At 69.8% G+C, this 4,169-nt stretch carries 3 protein-coding genes; all 3 read left to right on the forward strand.

Annotated elements, in window-relative coordinates:
- The first annotated feature begins 1,545 nt into the window (after positions 1–1,545).
- From DKT69_RS35385 to DKT69_RS35395, 3 genes are read left to right on the forward strand one after another with little or no spacing between them, the layout of a single operon-like run.
- Positions 1,546–2,646 carry a S8 family serine peptidase gene (locus DKT69_RS35385; RefSeq protein WP_375373556.1) on the forward strand — a complete coding sequence of 367 codons (1,101 nt, stop codon included), beginning with the start codon at positions 1,546–1,548 and terminating at the stop codon, positions 2,644–2,646.
- 10 nt (positions 2,647–2,656) lie between these two features.
- Positions 2,657–3,313: a Maf family protein gene (locus DKT69_RS35390; protein ID WP_109805722.1), complete on the forward strand. Its 657-nt coding sequence runs from the start codon at positions 2,657–2,659 to the stop codon at positions 3,311–3,313.
- 9 nt (positions 3,314–3,322) lie between these two features.
- The gene (locus DKT69_RS35395; RefSeq protein WP_109805723.1) at positions 3,323–3,976 is read left to right on the forward strand and encodes an O-methyltransferase; all 654 of its coding nucleotides are present in this window, start codon (positions 3,323–3,325) and stop codon (positions 3,974–3,976) included.
- Positions 3,977–4,169 lie beyond the last annotated feature (193 nt).

Consider the following 4,169-nt stretch of genomic DNA (forward strand, 5'->3'; position numbering starts at 1 on the left):
GATCACGGCAGCACCACCCGCCCGCGCTCCCCGATCCGACCGGGCCGGAGAGCGGGCGGGTGGTGCTGCCGTGATCGAGCGAGGCAGCGGCCGGACGTCCGGCCTCACCGACTGGCGACTGATGGACGTGCTCAGCATGTGGGCCTGCCTTCAGGACCACGACACCGCCGGGCACTGGAAGCAGGTCGCCGGCTGGCGCAAGGTCTGCGACCTCGCCCTCACCCACCTGAGCCGCCTGCGGGAATATCGTCGCGCGCTCGGCGCGGCGTGGCCGCCGGAGACCAACGCCGCCGCCCGCGCCTACATCGGCGAACTGGACCAGCTCATCGACAAGGCGCAACGCACCCACGACGCGGCCGCCGCGAACTACGACGCCCTCGCCGCCGCCACCCGCGCCATCGGCAGCACCCGCGCCGAGCTCGAACCGCTCTACCAGGCGTACGCCACCAAGCTCCAGCAGAAGCGGGCGTACGAGGCGACGATCGCCGATCCGAAGGCGGTGGCCGGGAGCCGGCTACCTGACCAGCCACCGGTGACCGACGCGGACCTGGAACGGCTGAACGTCCAGGCACGGGGTCTGATGACGGGGCTCAGCGGCGAACTCCAGCAGGCCCAAGTAATGCTCCGCACACCACCCGCTCCTCCTCGTCGACCAGGCATCCAGCCGAACGATCCCGATGTCTACGGCAGTAACCCTCCGACCCCGTTCATTCCAACAATCGTTCCGATTCCGATTGCGTCGTCCGGCACGGCGCACCCGTCGAGTCGAACGTCGAGCTCGGACCGACGGGTAGCGACCCCAACCGCTCAGAGGGTTGGGCCGGCGGCCGGGGCCGGACCTGTGCTCGGCGCGGCCGCTCCTGGGCTCGCACCGCCTCCTCTCAGTGCTGGGTTGTCAGGCATGACGGCACCAGTCCCGCCCACTTCCGGCTCACCTGCCAGTGGCCTCGGACTGCCCCCAGCTCTGCCGCCGGTGTCCGCGGCACCGGGCCGAGTTGGTGCACCTAACCCGGTGGATGGACGGTCGAGCTCGGTCGGTAAGCCAGTCGGAGGCGCAACCGGGCTGCCGCACACGACGCCACCACGGCCACTGCCGCCAGGCGGACTAATTGGTGGGACCCCAGGCATGGGACTTGGCCAACCTGGCAGGGCTGCAGTCCCGCCCCGTCGGGTCAACCCAATCGGAGGCGTGATCGGAGGTGGCGGCGCCGGCACCGCACCAACCGGTGCCGCCGGTTCCCGTCCCGGGGCCGGTCGCGGGTTGTTAGGTGCGCACGGCGCTCCGCCGATCGGCGGCGCCCCCAGCATGGGGGGTGCCCATTACGGAACGAGCACCGCGCCCGGGCGGCCGGGCCACCGAGAGCAGATTGATGGCCAGCCGCGTCGTTGGGACCCGGATGATCCGTGGGAGACCGACGAAGGTGTGAGCCCTGTAGTACAGCCTCCGGACGGGGAGGGTCCGATAGATCCCGGCCCCGCCATCGGCTTCGGCCGGTGAGGCGGCAGGCCATCCGTGCAGTTCTCGCCGCAATAGCTGTGTCGGCGATAGGGCTGCCGTCGATTTGTCCCGCGCGTGCCGCTCCTCGCCCCGGTGGCCCGACACAGATTCGTGGAGACCAATGGCACCTCGCCTATCTCAAGGTGGCCGAGGCGCATCGGACAAGCCAGGGCGAGGGCATTGCCGTTGCTGTTCCAGACACTGGTGTGGATCCGCACCCCGATCTGGTCAACAACCTCCTCATCGGAACCGACATCGTCTCGGGCGGCAGCGGCGACGGTCATAGAGACCGCAACAGCCACGGCACCTCGATGGCTGGCCTGATAGCGGCGCACGGCAGAGGCGAACACGTTGGCGCGCTTGGCATCGCACCGAGGGCCAAGATCCTTCCGATCATGTCGTCGTTAGCCGACAATCGAGGGGAGGCAGATGACCTAGCCGCAGGTATCGAATACGCCACCTCTCACGGAGCCGATGTGATCAGCATTTCCAGTGCTGGCGGTTCCAGTGTGCGCCTCATCCAAGCAGTTGACGCCGCGCTGGCCGCAAACATCATCGTCGTTGCAGGAGTCGGCAACAGACCGGAAGCCTCCTCAGTCGGCTACCCAGCGTCTCAGGAAGGAGTCATCGCGGTCGGTGGCATCGACCGGGCCGGTAATCACGCAGCCGTTTCGGTGGTCGGCCCCAAGATCGATGTTGTTGCACCGGCAGTGGATATCTACAGCACGAGCTACGGCGGGAGATACTCGAAGGGGTCTGGGACATCCGGTGCCACAGCAATTGTCGCTGGTGCCGCCGCACTCGTTCGGTCCAAGTACCCTTACCTCTCGGCCCATGAAGTCTCGCATCGGCTCACTGCAACCGCGATCGACAAGGGCCTACCTGGCCGGGACGACGAGTACGGCTACGGCGTCATCGACCTGGTCGCGGCCCTGACAGCGGACGTACCCCCGCTCGGCTTCGAATCCGCGGCGCCGAGCGCGTCGACCACGACGACCGCTGCGGAGCCCGCGTCGGATGGTGGAGACGGCGGTGCGACGGCCCGCGGGCTGGCCACGCTGGGCGTGCTGGTGGTGGCGGGCGGCGGTTACCTGCTCTGGCGGCGGCGTCAACGTGCCGACGACCCGCCGCCGCGGATCAGTCGGTAACGTCGGTCGGGTGCTGAACTCCGTACCGCTGCGTCTCGTGCTCGCCTCACAGAGTCCCGCCCGCCGCAAGCTGCTCCAGGCCGCCGGGATCGAACCCGACGTGCTCGTCAGCGGGGTGGACGAATCCCAGGTGGTCAGTGACCGGGCCGAGGACCTGTGCCTGGAGTTGGCCCGGCTCAAGGCGCAGGCGGTGCTGGGTCGGCTGCGGTCGACGCCGGGCGAGCGGACGTTGGTACTCGGGTGCGATTCGGTGCTCGCGTTCGACGGGGAGATTCTCGGCAAGCCGGCCGACGCGGCGGACGCCACCCGGCGGTGGGAGCGGATGCGGGGGCGCAGCGGTGTGCTGCACACCGGGCACTGCCTGATCGACGTCACCCGCGATGCGCGGGCGGAGGGGGTGGGCTCCACCACCGTGCACTTCGCCGACATCAGCGACGAGGAGATCGCCGCGTACGTGGCGACGGGCGAGCCGCTGGCCGTGGCCGGGGCGTTCACCATCGACGGGTTGGGCGGCGCGTTCCTGACCGGGATCGAGGGTGATCCGGGCACGGTGGTCGGGCTCAGCCTGCCGCTGCTGCGCAACCTTCTCGGCGAGTTGGAGCTGAGCGTGACGGACCTGTGGACGAAGGTGGCGCCGGGGGGCCAGGAGATCGAGCATCTCGGCTAACGTCCGGTCATGAGCACGAAGCCGCTGCCGCTGACCCCGGAACTGCACGCCTACCTCGTCGCGCACGGGTCCGCCCCTGATGAGATCGTCCGTGAACTCTCCGAGGAGACCAGGGCGGCGCTGCCCGACCAGGCCACCATGCAGGTGGCGCCGGAGCAGGCCGCGTTCCTGACCTTCCTCACCCGGCTGCTCGGGGTTCGGCAGGCGGTGGAGGTCGGCACCTTCACCGGCCTCTCCTCCCTGGCGATCGCCCGGGGGCTGGCCGACGGCGGCCGGCTCACCTGCTTCGACATCTCCGAGGAGTACACCAGCATCGCCCGCCGCTACTGGACCCGGGCGGGGGTGGACGACCGGATCGACCTGCGCATCGGTCCGGCCGCGGAAAGGCTGCGGGAGTTGCCCCGCGAGCGGTACCTGGACTTCGCGTTCATCGACGCGGACAAGGTCGGCTATCCGATCTACTGGGACGAACTGGTGCCGCGGATGCGCCCGGGCGCGGTGATCGCGGTGGACAACACGCTGCGTGGCGGCCGGGTGCTGGCTCCGCAGAACGCCGACGACCGGGCGATCGCCGCGTTCAACGACGAGGTCCTCGCCGACGTCCGGGTGGAGCCGGTGATGCTGCCGATCGCGGACGGCGTCACGCTCGCCCGGGTGCGCTGAGCCGGCGGCGACGCCAGATCGGCGATGTGGCGGTATCGGGTGGCCGCGGAAACCGCCACATCGGCGACACGGAGTCGATCAAGCGGAATCCGCGCCCCGGAAGCCGCCACGTCGGCGACACGGAGTCGATCAAGCCCACCCAACGCCGGGGTTCAGGCGGGGATCGGGACGGGGGGCTGGTCGTCGGTGGGGT

The organism is Micromonospora sicca, from assembly GCF_003172935.1.
In the GTDB taxonomy this organism is placed as follows: domain Bacteria; phylum Actinomycetota; class Actinomycetes; order Mycobacteriales; family Micromonosporaceae; genus Micromonospora; species Micromonospora sicca.